Origin of the sequence: Tautonia rosea, from assembly GCF_012958305.1 — a bacterium.
Taxonomy (GTDB): domain Bacteria; phylum Planctomycetota; class Planctomycetia; order Isosphaerales; family Isosphaeraceae; genus Tautonia; species Tautonia rosea.
On record NZ_JABBYO010000006.1, the window covers coordinates 45,570 to 64,578 of the forward strand.

Below are 19,009 nucleotides of genomic sequence, written 5' to 3' on the forward strand. Positions count from 1 at the left end.
AAAGGATTTTCGTCCCCGATCTCTCAAACTCGGAGCTTTTCCGTCCATGTCTCGCGAAGCGACCCTCAAGCGCGTGCTCGATTGCGGCATCGTGGCCGTCGTCCGATCTGAATCGGGTGAACAACTGGCCGACGTGGTCCGCGCCCTGGCCGACGGCGGCGTGACGGCCGCCGAGATCACCTTCACCGTCCCCGACGCCACCGAGGTCATCCGGGTCGTCCGCAAGGCGCTCGGCGACCGGATCGTCCTGGGGGCCGGCACTGTCCTCGACCCCGAGACCGCCCGCGCCGCCCTTTTGGCCGGGGCCGAGTTCCTCGTCTCGCCGACGGTCAACACCGAGGTCATCCGCCTCTGCCGACGCTACGACAAGGCGATCATGCCCGGCGCCTTCACCCCGACCGAGGTCCTGACCGCCTGGGAGGCCGGCGCCGACATCGTCAAGGTCTTCCCCGCCGACGTCGGCGGCCCCGGCTACCTCAAAGCCCTGCGCGGCCCCCTGCCCCAGGTCCGCGTCATGCCCACCGGCGGCGTCGACCTGACCACCGCCGAATCCTTCCTCAAGGCCGGCGCCTGCTGCCTCGGCGTCGGCTCCTCCATGGTCGAGCCCGAGGCCATCCGCACCGGCAACCTCGACCGCCTCCGCTCCCTCGCCGAGCAATACGTCGCCATCGTCCGCAAGTTCCGCGGGCAATAACCACAAGGTCGCGGCCGGACAGAGGGATCGAAGCTCCTTGCAAGCGCCGAGGGCCGGGGCTACGATCCCTCTCGATTCCGAAGCCCTCGGCCGGCCCAGGCCGACGGCCCGCCCGATGGTTCCCCGCACCCGACGAAGTACACCCGGAGGATTCATGATCGCGATTCAGGCTGGATCAAAGAGCGAGCCGATCACCACGCGTCGGGGGTCGAGCGATCGGGAACACGTCGGGCGTCGGGCAATCGGGCTGGCGCTGGCGGCGCTGGCGGGGTTCGTCGGCACGGCCGCAGCGCAAGAGGCGCCCGAGGCGAAGCATCACATTGAGGACGGCATGGCGCAGGAAGTGCCGGCCTTCAGCGACCCGGACCTCTGGGTCCGGCACGACCTGTGGGTCGAGGCGGAGTTCGACTCCGACGACGACGGCAAGCCGGACCGGATGCACGTCGGCGTCACCCGGCCGAAGCAGACCGAGACGGAGGGGCTGAAGGTGCCGGCCATCTACGTCTCCAGCCCCTACTTCGCCGGCACGGCGGGATCGGCGCAGTCGCTCATGTGGGACGTCCGGCACGAGCTGGGGGCCGAGCCCCCGGCGCGCCCGGACCCACCGGAGATCCGCCGTCGCGAGAACCGGCCGATCATCTCCAACGACGAGGTCAAGACGTGGCTTCCTCGCGGGTTCGCGGTCGTGCACTCGTCGTCGCCGGGGACGGGGCTTTCGCAAGGGTGCGTGACGATCGGCGGCGACAACGAGTCGCTCGCCCCGAAGGCGGTCATCGACTGGCTCAACGGCCGGGCGAAAGGATTTACCTCCCCCGACGGCGACGAGGAGGTCGTGGCCGACTGGTGCACCGGGAAGGTCGGCATGACGGGCACCTCCTACAACGGCACGCTCGCCCTGGCCGCGGCGACGACCGGCGTCGAGGGCCTGGAGGCGATCATCCCGATCGCGCCCAACACGTCGTACTACCACTACTATCGGTCGCACGGCCTGGTCCGATCGCCGGGCGGCTATCTCGGCGAGGACATCGACGTCCTCTACGACTTCGTCCGCAGCGGCAACCCCGAACGCCGCCCGCACTGCGACTGCACCGTCCGAGACACCGAGATGGCCGAGCAGATGGACCGCCTGACCGGCGACCTCAACGACTTCTGGGCCGGCCGCGACTACCTCAACGAACTCGGTCCGCTGAAGGCCCCGACCTTGATGGCCCACGCCTTCAACGACTGGAACGTGATGCCCGAGCACAGCGTCCGGATCTACGAGGCGATCAAGGCCAAGGGAGTCCCGGCACAGATCTACTTCCATCAAGGAGGGCACGGCGGCCCGCCTCCCCCGGATCAGGTCAACCGATGGTTCACCCGGTATCTGCTCGGCGTCGAGAACGGCGTTGAGCAGGAGCCTCTGGCCTGGATCGTCCGAGAGCAGGACGACCGCACGAAGCCGACCGCCTATCCCGACTATCCGCACCCCGACGCCGAGCCAGCCGTCCTGCACCCGACGCCCGGCGCACCGAAGGCCGGCGGGCTCGTGCTCGATCCCCTCGACGACGCTCAGGGAACCGAGACGCTCGTCGATAACGTCTCGTTCGACGGCGCGACGCTGGCGAAGGCCGAATGGACCAACCATCGCCTCCTCTACGCCACCCCTCCCTTGAGCACCGAGGTCCACCTCTCGGGCACCCCCCGGCTGACGATTCGGCTGGCCTCGAACACGCCGGCGGCCAATCTGTCCGTCTGGCTCGTCGCCCTGCCCTGGGAATCCGGCCCCCGCTCGTCGATCACCGACAACATCATCACCCGAGGCTGGGCCGACCCGCAGAACTCCCAATCGCTCTCCGAGAGTGCGCCGCTGACCCCCGGCGAATTCGTCACCCTAAGCTTCGACCTCCAGCCCGACGATCAGATCATCCCCGAGGGGCAGCAGATCGCCCTCATGATCTTCTCCAGCGACCGCGAGTTCACCCTCTGGCCCGAGCCGGGAACGGAGCTGACGGTCGATCTCGACGCCACCTCGCTGGAACTGCCGGTCGTCGGCGGCGCCGATCGCCTGGCAGAGGCGATCCGCGATGCGGAGGAACAACCCCCTCGGGTCGACACCTCCGAGTGACCGACTCGGGCTTTCCGAGACGCCCCCCAAGATCATCTCAAGCCGTCTAACCGGTCACGACGATAAACCCGTTGAAACCGGACCTCGGGATGACCGACCGGCTTCCCTGCGCGGCGGTCTCGCCCGCTGAGAAGCCCCCGAGGGAACCGAAGACGCATCCGAAGCGGACTCCGCAAAAAAAAGAGCCGGCCAGGGAAGGCCAGGCTCTGCGGTCCGGCCCGGCTCGGCCAGGGAGGGCGAAAGGTGGCAGCATCGGCCGCGAATCGAGCGTGCCGGAAGGTCGTCGGGCTGGGCCTCGCCCTGGCCTCGGCCTTGCTCGCGCCCGATGCCGCGCCTCCTGCCAGGGCTGCGCCGATCCCCCAAAATGCCGAGCCGCGGATCACCTACTCCGATAAGCCCTCCTTCCGGATCCCGTTCAACATTCAGGACCCCGCGATGCTGGAACAGATCGCGGAGGTCCATCTCTACGTTTCGTCCGATCGCGGCCTGTCGTGGGAGTATGCCGGCAACACGGCTCCCGATCAGCTTGCGTTCCCGTACCGGGCCGCTCGGGACGGTGAATACTGGTTCGCCGTGCGGACGAGAGATCGCCAGAACCGCCTCTATCCGCCCGACATGGAGCAAGTGCGCCCGAAGCTCCGCGTGGTCGTCGATACCACGGCTCCCTCGGTCGTGGTGCGTGCCTTGCCGCGTCGGGCGGGAGTGGTCGGGATTGTCTGGGAGGTCCAGGACGAGCACCTCGATCTCTCCACGTTCATGCTCGAATATCAGGTGCAAGGGGCCCCGGCCAACGCCTGGAGGCAGGTCAAGACTTCACCGAGAATCGTCGGTGAGGCCCGCTGGGAGGTGGGCACGGGATTGCCCGTGACCGTCCGCGTGACCGTCTCCGACGCGTCCGGCAATCGGGGTTCCGCGCAGCAGCTCTTGCCCGATGGTCTGGCCGAGGCCCCGGGAACGGTGTCCGTCCCCTCGGCCGGTTCCGCGCCGCCGCCGATCCTGGCCCGACGCTCCTCCGACCCTTCGCCGGGCCGCTCGGGAGTCTCGGACGACCCGTTCGCCGGGATCGACGATCAGCCCCCGGCCGCTCCTCGGACCAATGCCTCGGCTCCGGTCCGATCGCCGAATCCGGCTCAGCCCGCTCGACCGATGCCCGCCCCGGCTCCGAATCCAACGCCCGCCCGTTCCGCTCCTCCAGCCGATTTAGGAGGGGCAAGGATCGTTGCAAGCCCACGTTTCCCGTTGAGTTACGGCGTAGAAGATGCTTCGGTCGAGTCGCTCGAAGTCGTCGAGATGTGGGTCACAAGAGACGGCGGGCAGAACTGGGAATCGCTCGGCACCGACCCGGATCGTCGGTCGCCGTTTCATGTGGATCTGGGAGGCGACGGCCGCCACGGGCTCCGAATCGTCGTCCAGTCGCAAAACGGACTTGGAGACCCCCGCCCCGTTCCGGGGACTCCTCCCGAGTTCGAGGTAATTGTCGATACGACCCCCCCCCGCGTTGCGCTCGATTCCGTCGGCATCGGCAGCGGAGACGAGGCCGGATCGCTCGTGGTCGAATGGCGGACCGACGAGCCGCACCCGGCCGAAACTCCCGTCGTCGTCTCGATCCGCCCCGACGCCCCCGACGCCATCTGGCAGCAAATCACCCCCGCCCTGCCCGATTCCGGCCGGTTCGTCTGGCCCTTACCCCCCAACATCCCGGCCCAATTCCACGTCAGGCTCGATGTCTTCGACGTCGTCGGCAACCAGAATGCCGTCGAAACGTCCGACCCGATCGTCCTCGACATCCCCCGCCCCCGAGGCCGAATTCTTGGCCTCGACCCCAGCGCCCGGGTCCGATCCTCCCCCGTCCGCTGATCCGCCCTCTGGGTCCGCTCGTCGTGGTGCGATACGATTGGGATTGAAGGAAGCGAGGATTCCGGACTCCCATCCGGAATCCCCCATTCCTCAACGCCCTGGATTCGCACCTTTCTGATCGAGCCGAGGGACGCCATGAACCTCCGGAACCTCCGCCGACGGTTTCGCCCCGGACTTGCCCTCATCGTCCTGAATGAATGCGAAGTCCCTCGCGTTGTACCGCTTCCGCCATCGAATGATGAGTCGCCCCTTGCATCGGGTGGCCCCGGTTGCTCGCCAACCGGGGCGGCGCAGCCGCGCGAGGCAACGCGAGGCCGCACCGAAGCCTCTCGTCGCTCCGCGACCCCGGTTGGCAAGCAACCGGGGCCACCCACAACACATCACTCAAGGGTGAACGCAGAAGTCGACATCCCCGACCACCCCAACGGCCACCGACGCGACGTTGCAATCCTCTTGATCGTCGCATCGCTGGGCCTGATGGCCGCCCCTCGGGCCGAGGCGCAGGGAATCGAACCCGGCGACCGCGTCGTCCTCGCCTCGATCGACGACGTCCTGAAGATTGAAGCGCGGATCGTGGCCTCGGGAGCGATCCACCGCGTTTACACCGTCGGCAAGGTCAACGGCCCCTGGCTCTGGCTCGAAGCCGAGGACCTTGCCGGCTGGATCAAGAGCGACCGCGTCTTGCCCTTCGACCAGGCTCTGGAGGCCGCCTCCGAGCGGATCGCCTCCGCAAACCCGTCGGCCGAGGATTACCTGACCCGAGGCCTGCTCTGGGCCGATCGCGGCCGTCCCGATCTCGCCGAAGCCGACTTCGACGAGGCCATCCGGCTCGAACCCGAATGGCGCACTCCCTGGCTCAACCGCGGCAACCTTCGCCGCGCCGACGGGAGGCCGAACGAGGCTCTCGACGACCTGAACCGCGCCGTGCAGCTCGCCCCGCTCGACCCCTTGCCCTATTACAACCGAGGGCTCACCTGGCTCGACCTCAAGGAGCCGAAGCGCGCCTACGATCAGTTCGGCCTGGCGCTTCGGGTCGATCCGAACCACGCCGCCGCCCGATTCAATCGCGCGGCCCTCGGAGTCGCCCTTGGCCTCGACGGCGGAGCGGCCGATGCCGAGGCCTTCCTCGTGCTCGTCGGCTGGTACGAGGCCCTGTCCCCCTACGCCGCACTGCTCGCGAGCCTCGAACACCGCCGCGAAGGTCGAGAGGCTCAGGCCGATGGCCTGCTCGCCGCTGCGGCCGAGGATCGCGACCTCTCCGTCTGGCCCGGCCCGATTCTCGACTACCTGCTCGGCGATCTTCCCCTCGAAGACCTCATCGCCGCCGCCAAAACCCCCGACCAGCAGGCCGAGGCCCGGGCCTACGCCGGAATCGCCCTCCAGATGGAAGGCCAGACCGACCAGGCCCGGCCCTTGCTCCAGTGGGTCGTCGAGTCCGCCGACCCGGCCCGCATCCCCCATCTGCTCGCCCGATCGGCGCTTGAACCCCCGGTCAACCAGGAGCCGGACCCCGCGCCGGATGCGCAGCCCGGATCCGAGTCGCTCCCCTGATCATCTCCCTCCGAACCGGGTTGCGACGACCGGGGCGCGGTCAAATAATCGGGCAATTCCGCGAAAATGAGCCGCAACTCTGTACGGGGTTGGCGATTCATCGCGTATTGAGGATACTGACGGCCCGAACTGGCCCGAAGACTGGGCACGAGCCCCCGTCCGGATCGACCGGGGCGTTTGGACTCCATGCGACCCGAGGAGCGGAGATGGTCAGCCAGGACACCATTATCAACAAGCTGAGAGAACTGGCCCGCAACCTCTGGTGGACGTGGCAGCCGCACGTCATCGAGCTTTTCCGGGAACTCGACCCGGTGCTCTGGAGAGAAACCGACCATAACCCCGTGGTCTTCCTCGACCGGATCCCTCACGAGCTGCTCGTCCAGCGCGCCTCGGAAATGGCCCTCATCTCCCGGATCGACTACGCCTTCCGCCGCCTCAACGAGTACCTCGAAAACCGCGATAGCTGGGGAGCGATCCACGCCTCGACCCTCCGCGCCCGGCCGGTCGCCTACTTCTCGATGGAATTCGGCCTGCACGAAAGCCTGCCGATCTACTCCGGCGGCCTCGGCGTCCTGGCCGGCGACCACCTCAAGAGCGCTAGCGACCTGGGCATTCCCCTCGTGGCCGTCGGCATCCTCTACGCCGAAGGCTACTTCCGCCAGTCGCTCGACGCCGAAGGCTGGCAGCACGAAAGCTACCCCTACAACGACCCCGCCCGCTTGCCGATCGAGGAGGCCCTCACCCCTCAGGGCGACCCCGTCCGCGTGGCCGTCGAGAGCCGATCCGGCACCTTGCACGCGAAGGTCTGGCGCGTCGAGGTCGGCCGCACCACCTTGCTCCTGCTCGACAGCAACGTCCCCGAGAACAGCGAGTCGGACCGCGCCCTGACCGGCCGACTCTACGGCGGAGACGCCCGCATCCGGATTCGCCAGGAGTTGCTGCTGGGCGTCGGAGGCGTCCGCGCACTGTTCGCCTCGGGAATCGACCCGTCAGTCATCCACCTGAACGAAGGGCATAGCGCCTTCGCCGGTCTGGAGCTGACCCGGACCGTCATGGAAGCCGAGGGCCGCCCCTTCGGCGAGGCCGTCCGAGACGTGGCCTCGATGACCGTCTTCACCACCCACACGCCCGTCGCCGCCGGTCACGACCGCTTCAGTGCCGATCTGGTCGAAGACACCCTCGGCAAGCTCCGCGAACAGCTTCACCTGCCTCCGGACGACTTCCTCGGCCTCGGCCGCGTCCACCCGGGCGACCACAACGAGCCGTTCTGCATGACCGTGCTGGCCTTGAAGCTCTCAAGGCACGCCAACGGCGTCTCGGCCCTGCACGGCAAGGTCTCTCGCCAGATGTGGCACCCGCTCTACCCGAACCGCAACGAGGAAGAAGTCCCAATCGGCCACATCACCAACGGCGTCCACACGTTAAGCTGGCTCGCCCCGCAAATGAAGGCCATCTACGACCGCCACCTCGGCAGCAATTGGGAAACCCGGATGCGCTATCCCGAGGTCTGGGATACCGCCTCGGAGATCGACGACGGCGAGTTCTGGGAAACCCACCAGGTGCTCAAGGCCCGCCTCCTCGAATTCGTCCGCCAGCGCCTTGCCCGACAGGCCGAGGCCCGAGGCGCCCGTGCCGACGAACTCGATCGCTACCACCGGATGTTCGACCTCGACACCCTGACCATCGGCTTCGCCCGCCGCTTCGCCACCTACAAGCGGGCCACCCTGGTCATGAAGGACGCCGAGCGCCTGGCCGAGATCGTCAACGCCTCCGACCGCCCCGTGCAGATGATTTTCGCCGGTAAGGCCCACCCCGAGGACCGCTTCGGCAAGGAGTTCATCCAGCACATCGTCAAGATCAGCAACTCGGCCGAGTTCCGCGGCCGCCTTGCCTTCATCGAAGACTACGACATGAACGTCGCCCGGTTCCTCGTCCAGGGGGTCGACGTCTGGCTCAACAACCCGCGACGCCCCCAGGAGGCCAGCGGCACGTCCGGCCAGAAGGTCGCCATGAACGGCGGCCTGAACTGCTCGATCCTCGACGGCTGGTGGGCCGAAGGCTACGACGGCCGCAACGGCTTCGCCATCGGCTCGGGCCGCACCCACGCTGTTCCCTCCATCCAGGACGAACGCGACTACCTTGACCTGATCAACACCCTCGCCCATCAGGTCATTCCCCTTTACTACGACCGCGACCACGACGGCCTCCCCCGCCGCTGGATCGCCCGCGTGAAAGACAACCTCCGCACCCTCGGCTGGCGCTTCAACTCCGACCGCCAAGTCATGGACTACGCCCAGTTCGCCTACCTCCCCGCCGGCGGCGGCCAGCCCTGCGCCATGCCGAGCTTCTGACGTTCGACCTCGGAGTTCGTTCGGGATTAGGGTGGCTGGGGTCGTCTCGACCTCAGCAGACCGGTGTCGGGTGGCCCGGGTTCCGCGTCGCCGGCCCCGGGTGAGATGCTGAGCCTTGCGTTCCTGGGTTCCGCTGGCGCGGAACCCAGGCCACCCACCTCCAGGGTTCGACGCCGTTCGGGTGGCCCTCCTCGGGTGGCCCGGGTTCCGCGTCGTGGACCCCGGGTTTGGCCGCGCGGCACTCAACGCTGGACGCGGGGACCCACGGAATGATTGAATCAGCGATCAACGCGAGTGTTCTCGGAGGTGATCGGTTGCGAGTCGATCCCCGGGAACGGCAGCGTGGACGAAATGATGATCGTCCCTGGTCCTCGGGGGATGCGTGACGTCGATGGGCCCAATTCCGATGCCTGGCCGCGGCTCGGGGCCCCGGCGCCGGCGGATCAATCATCCTGGGGATGCCCACGAGCTGACCTTCTCGTGTTTCCGAGGGCTCCCGCTGCTGTCCAGGGACCGGACGCGAGGCTGGTTGATCGAGTCGATCGAGCAGGCGAGGCAATCCCTCCGGTTCGATGTGTGGGCTTATGTCATCATGCCGGAGCACGTCCATCTGATTGTCTGTCCGAGGGAACCGCGGTACGAGGTCTCCCGGATGCTCTGGCAGATCAAGCGGCCGGTGGCCCGGCAGGCGATCCACTTCCTCAAGATACATGCCCCAGGATGGATGGGACGGCTGGCGAAACGACGCCCGGACGGGTCGACGACGTTCCATTTCTGGCAACCCGGGGGCGGCTACGATCGGAACGTCACCGAGCAGACGACCCTCGCACAGATGATCGACTACGTCCACCTGAATCCCGTCCGCCGTGGGCTGGTCGATCGACCGGAGCGTTGGGAGTGGTCGAGCGCCCGATGGTATGCCGGGATCCGGCCGGTGCGGTTGGAAATGGACCCGACATTGCCTCGGACTTACGAATGAAGCAGGTGAAGCCGGCTTCAAGCACTCCGCGGGCCATTAGGAGCCTGAGGCCATCTCCGGCCGCCGGGCCATCCTGCCCGGGTTCCGCTGTTGCGTCGGGTGGCCCGGGTTCCGCTGTTGCGTCGGGTGGCCCGGGTTCCGCTGTTGCGTCGGGTGGCCCGGGTTCCGCTGTTGCGTCGGGTGGCCCGGGTTCCGCGCAGCGGACCCCGGGGTGAGAGGCCGGGGCTTCCCTTCCCGGGGTCCGCATTCGCGGAACCCGGGCCACCCGGCCGTGAGCCCCCGCCCCGGAAGGCGGGGGGCGGGGGTCACACCGAAATAAGAAGCAGCCAACACACACCCGCGGCAAGGCTGAGCAGCCCGAAGAGGATGGTCAGGATCCCGTTGACCAGGCCGCAGATCGCCCACGCGTCGCGCAGGCGGGCGAAAGCAGCCAGGGCCACCGCGGTGCCCCCCGCGCATAGCCCCACGAAGCCGGACCCGAAGAAACCGGTGAACAGGATCAACTCGGAGTTGAAAAGGTGCGCGAACGGGTACGAAAGAGCGGTCCAGAGGGCGGTGACCGTGAACGCCACGATGCCGACGATCCCGCTCGCCTTGCCCGATCGGCGGGCCTGAATGGGCCGGGTGGAAACCCTCATCTCGCCCGTTCCCGAAACGGCCGGTCCGGCCTCGCCGTCCTCGGGCAGGTAGGCCTCGGGAGGGTCGAGGCGGCCGAGCACGGCGAGCACCTCGTCCCGGCCGATCCCGTCGGCGGACTGGCCGGCGAGCTGGTCGAAGATCTGGGCCTCCACCTCCCGGGCGATCGCCAGGCGGTCGGCGCGGGGGACCCGGCCCACGAGCATCCGGTCGATCGTGTCCAGCCGGGCGTCGATCAGGTTTTGCAGCGAGGCGTCGAGCGTCAGCGGTCCCGCGTCTTCGAGCGTCAGCGGTCCCGCGTCTTCGAGCGTCATCATTCAGGGTTCCTTCCCCCCCGATTCCAGGAGGAGGTTGAGGGACTCGGTCAGCGATCGCCAGGAGTCCGCCATCCGTCCGAGCCGGCCTCGGCCGTCGTCCGTCAGGCGGTAGTAGCGCCGGGGGGGGCCGGCAGGAGACGGCTCGACCCGGACCGCGAGCATCCCCTCGCGGGCGAGCCGCGTCAGGGCCGGATAGACCGTGCTCTCGGTCAGCGCCAGGCCCGGCAAGCTCCCGAGCTGCTCGACCACGCGATACCCGTAGGTCTCCCCCCGGGCCGCCGCCGCCAGCACGGCCAGCTCCACCAACCCTCGCCGAACCTGCGTCTCCCACCGATCCATCCCCATCCCCTCCCTGATCGCTACTACGCACCACAGAGTACCGGTGCCGACCGTCCTGTCAAGGCCCGACCGTGGGAAACCGCGTCGGGTGGCCCGGGTTCCGCGCAAGCGGACCCCGGGTGAACCCTGGGCTTTGCGTTCCCGGGGTCCGCTGCTCGGAACCCGGACCACCCCCGCCCCAGAGCCGAGGATCACAAATGCCTTCCCGTCCCGATCGCCCTGCCCCCGCGAACCCGTTTGAGGCCCCCGAGACGCCAATCCGGGCCGATCGCTCGCAATCGCGCTGGCGATGGCCCGGCCCGCTCGGCTGCTTCACCTTCATCTGGGTGGGCCTGGCCGTGGGAATCCTGGCCACGATCGATGGCAACCTCGGCAAGGAAGATTCCGCGATCTACGGCTTCCCCTTCCCCTATCGCTCTGTGCCTCGCGTGATGGCCCCGCCGGGAAGCCCTCCCGCGTGGTTCTCCCCCGGCATTCTGACCGTCGACCTGGCGATCATCGCGGCGATGCTTGGCGCATCCGTCGCCGTCGCGCAACGACTCTCCGATCGCCTCGGCCTGCCTCCTCGCTTCTCGATCGGTTCGCTCTGCGGACTGATTGCCGCGGTGGCCCTCATCCTGGCGAGCCTCCGCTTCGCGCTCATTCTGGCCTGGCTGATCCTGACTGCCGGGCTCGTCTTCGGCGTCCTTAGCCCCTTCCTCTGGCTGGCCCTCAGGATTCGAGACGCCGGCCAACGCACCGAGCCCCCCTCAATCTCAGGCGAAACGCCCATTTTCCGTGACTGACACTCCCCGATTTCCCGATCATCTTATCGAGGAACTGCCGATTCCCGGACCTCGTTCACGGCTGATTTGGCATTGCGTGGTTGAATGATTTTGTGGGCTTCGAAGGCTCAGCTCGATCGAACGACACCAACCCTTCTAAATCTCCTCTTGAATTCCCGAAACGAACGGCTCTTGTCAACGTAACCTCTTGCAATGAAACCGTCTTCGCATTTCATCCCTGGCGCACCGAACCGCGCACGCCCCGCGCACCGGGCAGCGCACCCGGTGCGTCCGTCCCTGCGAACCTCAACGCCCCGGACTCTGGCTATCCAGCGACCGCCCCGCCACGAACACTTCCCGAAACGAACGCTCGATTTTTTCGCAACGTCTATTCCTGAAATGGTTTCCGTGTATGTCGTTCCGCGCACCAGCCCGCGCAATGGGCGGCGCACCGACGCAAGCCTCGCGGCAACTCACCGTCCCGCCTTGGACACGCGATCCGACAACCTCCAACCGTCGACCCCCCCTCACGGCTCGCGGGTCCCGATTCCCGAAACGAACGATCGAATCGAGCGTAAGTCCCTTTTCATCAACCATTTCCGCGATGACCCCTCAGCGCACCGACAGGCGCACCGAGCCGCGCACCCGGCGCATCGAGAGACCGCCTCGTTGGCTCAGCAGTCCCGAGGAAGGGGAGCCCGGACGATCGAGGAGGCCTCCGAGCGTCTCTGGACGGACACCGAGGCGGGCTTGCCTTCCCTCGCGACGTCACCCATCCAGGAATTTCCCGGGCAAGGGGGTCGCTCCCTAACCCGATCGGCCGTTATACTCGTTGGCGGCGATGTTCGGGGAATCGTGTGTGCAGGGATGCGATCCGGAAGTCTTCGCCGTCCGATTCTCGCTTCGATCGCGTCAGGTCTCGATTCCATGATCGGCCAGCGGCTTGGCTCGTTTCAGCTCGAAAGCAAGATTGGTGCCGGGGCGATGGGGGAGGTCTTCAAGGCCACCCGTCACCTCAAGGATGGCCGCACGCGCACCGCAGCGGTGAAGATCATCTCGGCCGAGTATCTTGCGCGCGACAATGCGCTGAAGCGGTTTCAGCGCGAGTCGGAGCTGCTGGCCCAGTTGCGCCACCCGAACATCGTCCGCTACTACGCCCACGGCAAGGCCCAGGGCATCTATTACTACGCGATGGAGTTCGTCGAAGGAGAGCCGCTCGATTCGGTCATCGAGCGTCGCGGCTTTCTGCCCTGGGAGGAGGTGGTCGAGCTGGGCATTCAGCTCTGCCAGGCGCTCCAGTTCGCCCACGAGCATCAGGTCGTGCACCGCGACCTCAAGCCCTCGAACCTGATGCTGACGAAGGACGGCCAGCTCAAGCTGACCGACTTTGGCATCGCCAAGGATCTCGACGCGACGACCGACCTGACCAAGACTGGCCGCACCCTCGGCACCGTCGCCTACATGGCCCCTGAGCAGATCCACGGCAAGATCCCGATCAGCCACTTCACCGACCTCTACGCCCTCGGCTGCCTGCTATACCAAATGCTGACGGGCCAGACCCCGTTCGTGGGCAACTCCCCCGTCGTCCTGATGCAGGCCCACCTCAACACGCCTCCCCCCCGGCCGAGTGAGAAAAACCCGGACATTCCCCGAGCCCTCGACGACCTGGTCGTCCGCCTCATGGCGAAGACCCCCAGCGATCGGGCCTGGGACGCCGCGCAGGTGGCCTATCAGCTCGAAGAACTCCGGGAACGGCATCGGCGCGGCGATCGGGTTGAGATGGCCTTCGATCGCGCCCGGGCCAAGGTCGCCAACGCGGGAGGAACCGTCCTACTCTCACACAACGGCGACTCGTCCGCTTCGGCCCCCGCCGCAAGCGACTCCCGCTCCCGCACCTCGTCGAAATCGAAGTCAACGTCGAAGGCCAAAGCCAGGGCCCGGGCTAGGGTCGCCGCCGAAGACGTGGATCCGGACCTCCGACGACGGCGACGGCTCGAAACCGGAGGGCTCGCCCTCGCCCTCGTCGCCCTGATCGGACTGGTCACCTATCTGATGTGGCCACCGAGCATGGAGACGCTCTACGCCCGAGCCGAAACCTTGATGCAGTCCGACAGCCGCCCCGACTGGAAACGTGCCTTCAGCGAGGCGGTCGAACCGATCGAGCGGCGCTTCCCCGACCACCCCTACGGCGAGCAGTTCGCCGAATGGCGCGACCGCATTGCACTGGACGAGGCCGAGGGCCGCGCCGTCCAGCTGGCAAGCCCAACCCCCCTGGGCCGACCCCGAGAGAATCGCCCGGTCGAGGCCCTGTACAAGACGGTCCTGTCGGACATCGTTCCGTTCGAACGCCTGCAACAGCACGCCCTGATCGCCACCCAGTGGCAGCGGTTTACCCAGGAACTCGCCCGCCGCAACGATCCCGAGGAGCGGGGTTGGCTCTTGCTCGGCCAGCAACGCTGGCAAGAGCAGATGGAGTCGCTGCGCGAACAGAAACAGATTGCCTTGAATTTGTATCAGCAGGCTCTGATCAACGAGCGTAACGGTTTATCGGAACCCGCGCTCGCACAGCTTCATCAATTGATCACATCGTATGCGACGCCGGCTCAGGGGGATCGCGAGTTCCTCCAGCTCATCGCCAACGCCCAGGCGGTGCTCGACCGCCTTGAGGAGCCGACCGCCGACGCGCAGGTTCCCATCGTGGCTCCTTCCGAGCCCCCGATCGATCCGGAATCTCGCCCCGAGCCCACCTCGGAGGCCCCGGATTTGCCGGTCTCGTCCGACGTTCCCGCTCCCACCCCGGAGGGCCGCGACCCGGATCGCAGCGGCCCGACCGAGCGTCCCGGAGACGGTGCCGACGGGCCTTGAATGATCCAATTCCGAGAAAGTCTCGAAAACTTCGCCTCAGACTCGATTGACGGGTCGGGGGTCCTTGGATACGATTCAACTCGCATATCGCGAGGTTGAAGGAACGCCCCTTCCGCTCTACCCGGACGTTCCGCTCCTGGCCTTCTCCTGGCCACACCACGGCAACGAGGATGACATGCCCCAGTCCCGCGTTCGTTTCATCGGCAGCCGCGAGCTGCACCGAGACCTCCCGAAGGTCCTCGAATCCCTCGAAGACAACGACAACCGCTATGTCCTGACGATCCACAGCAAGCCCAAGGCGGTCATCATCGGAGCCGAGGCGTTCCTCGAACTGCTCCGCTGTCAGACCCCTTCGGATCGCCTGCTCGCCCTTCAGCTGGGCGCCCTGGTTCAAGGACTCGGCAAGGGAGACTCGGACGACGAGACGCCCGAAGGTGAGACGGTGGTCGAGCCCGAAGCCGAACTGGTTTCCGTCTAATGTCGTCGCCTGCGATTGCGGTCGACCCGCGGCGTGGCTTCGGCCACGCCCGGCCCGACCGCCGCGCCCCCCGAGCCCTCCACGAGGTGGCATCCGCCTCCTAAGTGCTGACCCGGGGCTCGGCCCTCCTCCCTCCTCCCTTTGCTCGCTCGGTGGCCCGTCACCCTGCGCCATCGGATTGCCTCGCCAAACCCTTGCGATCCTGCCCCACCGCGACGACCCGACCTCCGCTCCGCGAGCTTTCCGAAGCTGACCGCGTCGCCAAGCCGATACCGGGTACGATGGAACTGGACGGACGTCCTTGCGACACGTCCGTGCGCCTGGCCGGAACCCGGATTTTTCGGTACACTCTTGTGTGTTCGTCGGTACAGTATTTCTTGCTGCCGATGATTCGCCGATCGGTCCGTTGCCCTCCTTCCGACCGAGCCGAGCGACCGCCCGTCCGGCCCCCCCCCGACGTCCGAGACCGCGATCCGCCCGAGGAGAGCGAGATGCCCAGCGCCCCGCCCTTCGTCCACCTGCACTGCCACAGCCACTACAGTCTGCTCGACGGCGGCTCTCGCCTGCCCGAGCTGACCCGCCGGGCCAAGGCCCTGGGGATGGAGTCGCTGGCCCTGACCGACCACGGCAACCTGTACGGGGCGGTCGAGTTCCTCCGCGAGTCGAAGGCCGCCGGCATCAAGCCGATCGTCGGCATGGAGGCCTATGTCGCCCCCCGCCACCGGACTGACCGCAGTGCCGGCGGGGTCCAGAAGAAAAAGCACTACTTCCACCTGACCCTGCTCGCCCGCACCGGCGAGGGGTTCCGCAACCTGATCCGCCTCTCGTCGCTGGCCTTCCTCGAAGGGTACTACTACAAACCCCGGATCGACCACGAGATCCTCGAACGCCACGCCGAGGGAATCACCTGCCTGACCGGCTGCGTCTCCTCCGAGTACTCCGACCTGATCCTCAACGACCGGGTCGAGGAGGCCGAGAAGCTCGTTGCCTGGTATCAACGCATCTTCGGACCTGAACACGTCTTCGTCGAGATCCAGAACAACGGCTACCACGTCCAGGCCGAGCACCTGGAGCGCTCGGTCGATTTCGCCCGCCGCAGGGGCTTCCCGCTGGTCGCCACGAGCGACGCTCACTACCTGACCCGGGAGGACGCCGAGTCGCACGACGTCTTGCTCTGCGTCAGCTCGGGCAAGACCTTCGACGACCCGACCCGCCTGAAATTCGACTCGCAGGAGTACTTCGTCCGCTCCCCCGAGGAGATGAGCGCGGCGATGCCAGGGCTCGACGAGGCGCTGACCCTGACACAGCGGATCGCCGAGTCGGTCGAGCCGAACTATGAGAGCTTCGGCCTCGGCAAGCGCTGCTTCCCCGCCTTCGACCCTCCCCAGGGGAAGACCCCTGACCAGTACCTCCGCGAGGTCTGCGAGGCGGGCCTTCGCGAGCGCTTCGGCGACCCGATCCCGCCCGAGGCGCAGGAACGGCTCGACCACGAGCTCGGGATCATCGCCCGGATGGGCTTCTCGGCCTACTTCCTGATCGTCTGGGACTTCGTCCGCTACGCCCACGAGCAGGGGATTCCCACCACCGCTCGAGGCTCGGCCTGCGGGGCGTTGGTGGCGTATGCCCTGAGGCTGAGTCATGTCGATCCCTTGACGTATGACCTGCTCTTCGAGCGATTTCTCGACCCGAATCGATCGGAGGCGCCTGATATCGACATCGACCTCTGCCAGGAGCGGCGCTACGAGGTCATCGAGTACGTCCGCAAGAAGTACGGCGGCGACAACGTGGCGCAGATCGGCACCTTCGGCACGCTCAAGGCCAAGGCGGCGATGACCGACGTGGGCCGGGCCCTTGGGATTCCCCTCGCGAAGGTCGAGACGGTCAAGAAGCTGGTGCCGAACGTCCTGAACATCACGCTCGACGAGGCCTTGAAGAAGGAGCCTGCCCTGCGGGCCGAGGCGGATCGCGACCCCGACATCGGCCGGATGATCGAGTTCTCCCGACGGCTCGAAGGCACGGTGCGCAACGTCGGCACGCACGCGGCGGGCGTGGTGATCGCCGACCGCCCCCTGCGCGACCTCTGCCCCTTGCAGAAGATCCCGAACAAGGACAAGAGCAAGGAAGTCGTCTCGACCCAGTGGGACATGGGGGACGTCGAGAAGGCGGGGCTGTTGAAGGTCGACTTCCTCGGACTGCGGAACCTGACGAGCCTGGCCGCCGCCGTGACGATGATCAACGAGCGGCACCCGGACAACCCGGTTGACCTCGACGCCCTGCCGCTGGACGACCCCGAGACGTTCGCCCTGTTGCAGCGAGGTGAGACGAAGGGGGTCTTCCAGCTCGAATCGGCCGGCATTCGCGACCTCTTGATCAAGATGAAGCCCGACCGCTTCGCGGACATCATCGCCACGAACGCCCTGTATCGTCCCGGCCCGCTCAACGGCGGCATGGTCGATAGCTACGTCAACCGGAAGCACGGCCGGGAGGCGGCCGACTATCCGCACCCGGTCATGAAGGACGTCCTGGAAGAGACCTACGGGATCATGGTCTACCAGGAACAGGTCATGCGGATCTTGAACCGGCTGGGCGGCATCGAGCTGAGCAAAGCGTACGCAACTATTAAAGCGATCTCGAAAAAGAAGACCGACGTGATCGCGGCTGGTCGAGAGGCGTTCATGCTCGGCGCGGTCGAGCGGGGGCTCGACAAGGCAAAAGCCAAAGAAATCTTTGATCTGATCGAGTTCTTCGGCGGTTACGGCTTCAACAAGAGCCACTCGACCGCCTATGCCCTCGTCGCCTACCAGACCGCCTACCTGAAGACCCACTACCCGACCGAGTACATGGCCGCCGTACTCACGTCCGAGATGGACGGCTCGGAGCGGGAAAAGTTCTTTGTTGAGCATATCGACGATTGCCGACGCATGGGTCTGGCGGTTCTGCCGCCGAACGTCAACGAAGGGGTTGTCGGCTTCCGCCCGGCCGATCAGGAGAAGACGATTCACTTCGGCCTCGGGTCGATCAAGGGGGTCGGCTTCAAGGCGGTCGAGACGATCGTCGAGGCCCGAGTGACCGGAGGCCCGTTCACCAGTCTGGATGACTTCTGCGAGCGGGTGCCGTCGAAGGACGTCGGCCAGGGGGTGACGGAAATCCTTATCAAGGCCGGTGCGTTCGACACGCTGGGCGCCCGTCGCAGCCAGCTTCTGGCCGTGCTCCCTCGGGCGGTCCAGGGGGGACAGGCCCGGCAGGAAGACCGCAAGCGAGGGCAAAAGAGCCTGTTCGACGCCTTCGATGCCGCCGTCGCCGTGGCCGAGCCGGAGACGATCGTCACCAGCCTGCCCGACGTTCCCGAGATGTCCGACGCCGAGCGGCTGGCCGAGGAAAAGAAAGTGCTGGGCTTTTATATGTCGAGCCATCCCCTGGCGCGGCATGAGGCGCTGATCGAGGCCTTCCGCACCCACACGGTCGCCCAGCTCGCCGAGTTGCCTGACAAGGTCGAGGTGGTGCTCGGCGGCATTTTGGCCGGGGTGAAGCCGCGCAACGTGCAGAAGAGCCGATCGGGCCTGACCCGGATGGCCAAGCTCTCGGTCGAGGATCTGACCGGTTCGACCCCGGCGATGCTCTGGCCCGAGGAGTACGCCAAGCAGCAGGACCTGGTGCGCGACGACCTGATCTGCTTCGTCCGGGGCCAGCTTAGCCGCCAGCGCGAGCCGGCCGAGCTGATCGTCAGCCGGATCATCCCCATCGAACGGGCCGGGGCCGAGCTGTGCCGGGGCCTGGTCGTTCGGCTGAACAAGGGGGCGCACGGCGATCAGGAACTCGACCGCCTCGGCCGGGTGCTCGGTCAGTACCAGGGGAACCTGGAGGTCTACTTCGAGGTCTTCGGCCTGCCCAACGCCCACCGGGCCATCTTCCGCGCCGGGGCGTCGTGGCGGGTCCGGCATGATGATGCGTTGATCGCCGCCCTGGAGTCGACCGTCGGGGCCGGGAATGTCTTTTTGCTCGGCCACCGAGGGGCAGCGGCGCCGCCCTCGATGGGTTAAGGGTCGGGAGGGGGTTGCGGTGATGCTTCCT

The 19,009-nt window shown here is 67.0% G+C and carries 12 protein-coding genes; 10 read left to right on the top strand and 2 right to left on the bottom strand.

From position 1 onward, the window contains the following. The first annotated feature begins 46 nt into the window (after window positions 1-46). From HG800_RS12015 to HG800_RS12040, 6 genes are all read left to right on the top strand, one after another. Window positions 47-694: a bifunctional 4-hydroxy-2-oxoglutarate aldolase/2-dehydro-3-deoxy-phosphogluconate aldolase gene (locus HG800_RS12015; RefSeq protein WP_169976878.1), complete on the top strand. Its 648-nt coding sequence runs from the start codon at window positions 47-49 to the stop codon at window positions 692-694. Window positions 695-848: 154 nt separating this feature from the next. Next, on the top strand, window positions 849-2,801 hold the full coding sequence (locus HG800_RS12020) for a Xaa-Pro dipeptidyl-peptidase (RefSeq protein ID WP_169976879.1): 1,953 nt from the start codon (window positions 849-851) through the stop codon (window positions 2,799-2,801). Window positions 2,802-3,044: 243 nt separating this feature from the next. Beyond that, window positions 3,045-4,658, top strand: a complete 1,614-nt coding sequence (locus HG800_RS12025; protein WP_169976880.1) for a hypothetical protein — start codon at window positions 3,045-3,047, stop codon at window positions 4,656-4,658. A 390-nt stretch (window positions 4,659-5,048) separates the two neighbouring features. Then, window positions 5,049-6,209, top strand: coding sequence for a tetratricopeptide repeat protein (locus HG800_RS12030; RefSeq protein WP_169976881.1), 1,161 nt, complete (start codon window positions 5,049-5,051; stop codon window positions 6,207-6,209). Window positions 6,210-6,415: 206 nt separating this feature from the next. Then, window positions 6,416-8,560 (top strand): alpha-glucan family phosphorylase, encoded by a 2,145-nt coding sequence (gene glgP / locus HG800_RS12035; protein ID WP_169976882.1) that lies wholly within the window; start codon window positions 6,416-6,418, stop codon window positions 8,558-8,560. Window positions 8,561-8,951: 391 nt separating this feature from the next. After that, the gene (locus tag HG800_RS12040) at window positions 8,952-9,539 is read left to right on the top strand and encodes an REP-associated tyrosine transposase (protein WP_206352241.1); all 588 of its coding nucleotides are present in this window, start codon (window positions 8,952-8,954) and stop codon (window positions 9,537-9,539) included. A gap of 305 nt (window positions 9,540-9,844) precedes the next feature. Here HG800_RS12040 and HG800_RS12045 read toward each other — a convergent pair whose 3' ends face one another. Beyond that, window positions 9,845-10,492: a hypothetical protein gene (locus HG800_RS12045; protein ID WP_169976883.1), complete on the bottom strand. Its 648-nt coding sequence runs from the start codon at window positions 10,490-10,492 to the stop codon at window positions 9,845-9,847. Further along, on the bottom strand, window positions 10,493-10,831 hold the full coding sequence (locus HG800_RS12050; RefSeq protein WP_169976884.1) for a PadR family transcriptional regulator: 339 nt from the start codon (window positions 10,829-10,831) through the stop codon (window positions 10,493-10,495). Between the two features lie 197 nt (window positions 10,832-11,028). Here HG800_RS12050 and HG800_RS12055 point away from each other — a divergent pair, with 197 nt between their 5' ends. From HG800_RS12055 to dnaE, 4 genes are all read left to right on the top strand, one after another. Then, window positions 11,029-11,616, top strand: a complete 588-nt coding sequence (locus HG800_RS12055) for a hypothetical protein (protein WP_169976885.1) — start codon at window positions 11,029-11,031, stop codon at window positions 11,614-11,616. Between the two features lie 906 nt (window positions 11,617-12,522). After that, entirely contained in the window at window positions 12,523-14,460 is a 1,938-nt protein-coding gene (locus HG800_RS12060) for a serine/threonine-protein kinase (protein ID WP_169976886.1), read from the top strand. A 175-nt stretch (window positions 14,461-14,635) separates the two neighbouring features. Beyond that, on the top strand, window positions 14,636-14,938 hold the full coding sequence (locus tag HG800_RS12065) for a type II toxin-antitoxin system prevent-host-death family antitoxin (protein WP_235963638.1): 303 nt from the start codon (window positions 14,636-14,638) through the stop codon (window positions 14,936-14,938). Window positions 14,939-15,429: 491 nt separating this feature from the next. Beyond that, the gene (gene dnaE / locus HG800_RS12070) at window positions 15,430-18,978 is read left to right on the top strand and encodes a DNA polymerase III subunit alpha (RefSeq protein WP_169976887.1); all 3,549 of its coding nucleotides are present in this window, start codon (window positions 15,430-15,432) and stop codon (window positions 18,976-18,978) included. The last annotated feature ends 31 nt before the right edge of the window (window positions 18,979-19,009 follow it).

Excerpts from the sequence above, each read along its gene's own strand:
- HG800_RS12065 (WP_235963638.1), top strand. The coding sequence starts at position 14,636 with ATGCCCCAGTCCCGCGTTCGTTTCATCGGCAGCCGCGAGCTGCACCGA.
- HG800_RS12060 (WP_169976886.1), top strand. The coding sequence starts at position 12,523 with ATGATCGGCCAGCGGCTTGGCTCGTTTCAGCTCGAAAGCAAGATTGGT.
- HG800_RS12055 (WP_169976885.1), top strand. The coding sequence starts at position 11,029 with ATGCCTTCCCGTCCCGATCGCCCTGCCCCCGCGAACCCGTTTGAGGCC.
- HG800_RS12050 (WP_169976884.1), bottom strand. The coding sequence starts at position 10,831 with ATGGATCGGTGGGAGACGCAGGTTCGGCGAGGGTTGGTGGAGCTGGCC.
- HG800_RS12045 (WP_169976883.1), bottom strand. The coding sequence starts at position 10,492 with ATGATGACGCTCGAAGACGCGGGACCGCTGACGCTCGAAGACGCGGGA.
- HG800_RS12020 (WP_169976879.1), top strand. The coding sequence starts at position 849 with ATGATCGCGATTCAGGCTGGATCAAAGAGCGAGCCGATCACCACGCGT.
- glgP (WP_169976882.1), top strand. The coding sequence starts at position 6,416 with ATGGTCAGCCAGGACACCATTATCAACAAGCTGAGAGAACTGGCCCGC.
- HG800_RS12015 (WP_169976878.1), top strand. The coding sequence starts at position 47 with ATGTCTCGCGAAGCGACCCTCAAGCGCGTGCTCGATTGCGGCATCGTG.
- HG800_RS12040 (WP_206352241.1), top strand. The coding sequence starts at position 8,952 with ATGGGCCCAATTCCGATGCCTGGCCGCGGCTCGGGGCCCCGGCGCCGG.
- dnaE (WP_169976887.1), top strand. The coding sequence starts at position 15,430 with ATGCCCAGCGCCCCGCCCTTCGTCCACCTGCACTGCCACAGCCACTAC.